This window comes from Mycobacterium sp. (assembly GCF_035653355.1).
Classification (GTDB): domain Bacteria; phylum Actinomycetota; class Actinomycetes; order Mycobacteriales; family Mycobacteriaceae; genus Mycobacterium.
In genome coordinates, this window is sequence record NZ_DASRBZ010000635.1 from 1 (window position 1) to 2,755 (window position 2,755).

Consider the following 2,755-nt stretch of genomic DNA (forward strand, 5'->3'; position numbering starts at 1 on the left):
GTCGACCTCGTCGCCCGCGGCCTTGAACGGCGCTATTCCCACCAACTGCCCAGCAATCAACAGCAACGAGTCGCACTTGTCCGGGCCCTCGCCATCCGCTCCAAGGTCATCCTCCTCGACGAACCATTCAGTTCCCTCGACGCATCCCTGCGCGACACCGTGCGCCGAGCCGTCAGCCGCGTGCTTCACAAACTTCGGCAAGGCCAAAATTTTGCCCGCCGACGTTCAGGCCGACCGTGCCCATTGTGTACTCGGTGCCATTACCGTCCACAACAACAAGTCTCCAGTGCGAGTGGCGTGGCTGGGTCGGCGGCTGTTTGGCTAGGGGTTTGACCTGATCAGCGTGTGCTTTTGCTGCTGCCGTTGGCCATCACTCGGCGGTGGCTGTGGTTGCGGCGTTCGTCGCGATCGGTTTTCCATGTCCAGCCCGGGATGGTCTTCAAAACAGCGCGTTGCGGGCAGGAAGAGCGCCGGCGACGTGGGCGGCGCACTGGGCAGCGGACCAGGCGCCGATGCGAAGGCGGTCGATGGGCGGTATCGCCGACGGGCCGCCGCGTTGCCTCTGCGCGACTACGCCTTGACCGGCCACGCACCCTCAACGCCCCATCCCCAGATACCCCGCAGCCGCGCAAACCTCTTTGACTTCCTCTAACAACGACTCAAAGAATCACCAGCGAGCCTTGACTGCGTTGCCACGAACACCAAAAAAGCCGCGCACGTGCATATGCAGCGGAAAAATACCGTTCGTCATGTTTCGTTGACAACTGGCCGTATAGCCAGCTAATATGGCCGGCCCCACAACCCCAAAAGGAGACATGTCAGATTCGCGCGCGGAAACACCGCCCACGAAGTCTGGCGACTAATTCGATGAGTAATCCCAGATCAGCCGAAAAGACGGCCGCAGTTGCCGCCGTGCTGGCTAAACTCGCTATTCGCCCCGGAGAACGGGTGCTCATCATGCTGCCGGACGGTTCCGGCTTCGCCGAGGCATTCGCCGGCACCATCAAATATGGAGCGGTGCCACTACCAGTTAATCCATTACTCTTCGCCCATGACATTCTGACAGCCGCCGCCGAGTCGGGTGCGCGACTACTGCTGGCTTCAGCGGATCAAATTCAAACTCTCGCCGATATGGGTGCGGAGCCACCGGTCCTGATCGACGGACCCCAGAGGCCATGGGCAGCGGCGCTGCCCTTGTGCTCGTTAAGTAAAACGGTGCTCCCATCAAGACTGAAGAACCGCGCGAGCAACCACCCCGACACAAGAGCGATCTGGCGCACCGGATTCCGAATCGCAACCCTAGCTCTGATACCAGACCAAGCAGCGTGTCCGACACGGCCTGCAGGCCCACCAATCGTCCGCATGCTACCCGACTAAAGCCAAGGACTCTTACCGTACATGCCTCGCACCGGCGCTGCGCCGTCAGCAACTGCGCCCAACCGGTGCTGATCGAGCAGGTGATGAGCACCCAGACGTTCGTTTTCCTTGCCGCGTTCAATGCTGCCTTCGACGGTTTAGATCAGCTCGCCGAGGCGATCTGCACGCATTTCCAGCAACATCCCGACTGCGCGGTGATCACCAGTTTCCCGGCCTGGCCGAGGTCACCTGAGCCTGCATCCTTACCGAAGTCGGCGACGACCGCTCCGCTTCGCCGACGTCCGGGCACTCAGGTCTACGCCGGCTCAGCCCGCATCACCCGCGCTTCCGGAGCCAGCCACGTCATCACCACCGCCGGATCGAAAACGACCGCATCGCCGCTACGCCTGAGCGTTCATGGTCATGACCAACGCACCCGAAGCCCGAGCCCACTACCAGCCCCGCAAAACCCCACTGCGCCGCGCGACGCACCTGTTTAAGGCGCATGCTCGTCAGCTATAGCACTGCCTACAAACCGGTCAGAACTACGAACTGATCAAGACATTCGGCCACACCGCCGGCCAGGCCAAACAGATTGCCTCGGGAGTCCTTGGCCGTCCGGGAGCGGACCGACGAAACAACCTGTGCCTTGGAGCTGAGCAGCTTGCCTGTAACTCGATTCCAGGATCGGTACCGGGTTGGGCGGCCGGGCTCTTGTGAGCAGCTTCGAGTCCGTGGCCCCGTCCAACTTCGCGCAACTCGATATCAGCAACGCCTCGCGGCGCGTGCAGTTGACGCGGCATGCAGATGCAGGTCCGGCCCGGACTCCCAGGCGGCGAGCGAGAACTCGAAGAGGCTGACCAGGCCACCAGAGTCGCGCCACCCGCGCCCGATACTCCTCGATCAGCTCCTGTTACATGCCGAACCGCGCGCGTCGCACGGCTTCCACCGCCGCATCCGGCCCACTCACCTCGACCTGTGCCGCGACCTGCCGACCGAAGAGGTAGAGCAGCACTTCGCCTGGAGATCCGGCGATGCGGGCAGTAGGTTCCCCCAGCCGTGCTCGAACGGTCTTAGCAGTCCCCGCCCACTGAAGCTCCAGACCTGCGCCGTGCAGTCGCCGCGCGAGAAACCAGGGCGCCAGACTGACGTTGCGCCACAGGGCCTCGTCCAGTGCAGGTTCGTTCGTTCGAGGACCACGACCGTCGGCTCTGCGTACGTCCTCGTGGTGGACGAAGAATTCGTTAAGGTTCGCAAACCGGCGTACCCATCCGATGCGGAACAAGCCTGGCGGCGGTCCCGATCGAATCGTCGCAACGAGCCCTGCAAAGTCCCTCAGCGCGAGCGCTCTTCTTCGTCGTTCAGCGAAGCGGCCCCAAGCACCAGGCAGCACAAGCCC

4 protein-coding genes are annotated in these 2,755 nt (G+C 62.8%); 3 read left to right on the forward strand and 1 reads right to left on the reverse strand.

What is annotated here, in order from left to right; translation table 11 throughout:
• Nucleotides 1-45 precede the first annotated feature (45 nt).
• The 3 genes from VFA16_RS21880 (at nucleotide 46) to VFA16_RS21885 (ending at nucleotide 1,856) form a co-directional block, all read left to right on the forward strand.
• Complete coding sequence (locus VFA16_RS21880) at nucleotides 46-333, forward strand: hypothetical protein (RefSeq protein WP_324969850.1); 288 nt, start codon at nucleotides 46-48, stop codon at nucleotides 331-333.
• Nucleotides 334-867: 534 nt separating this feature from the next.
• Nucleotides 868-1,377, forward strand: coding sequence for an AMP-binding protein (locus VFA16_RS23845; protein WP_414687786.1), 510 nt, complete (start codon nucleotides 868-870; stop codon nucleotides 1,375-1,377).
• A gap of 83 nt (nucleotides 1,378-1,460) precedes the next feature.
• Nucleotides 1,461-1,856: a hypothetical protein gene (locus VFA16_RS21885; protein WP_324969848.1), complete on the forward strand. Its 396-nt coding sequence runs from the start codon at nucleotides 1,461-1,463 to the stop codon at nucleotides 1,854-1,856.
• Between the two features lie 413 nt (nucleotides 1,857-2,269).
• Here VFA16_RS21885 and VFA16_RS21890 read toward each other — a convergent pair.
• A partial coding sequence (locus tag VFA16_RS21890) for a TIGR03085 family protein (RefSeq protein WP_324969849.1) occupies nucleotides 2,270-2,755 on the reverse strand: 486 nt, incomplete at its 5' end.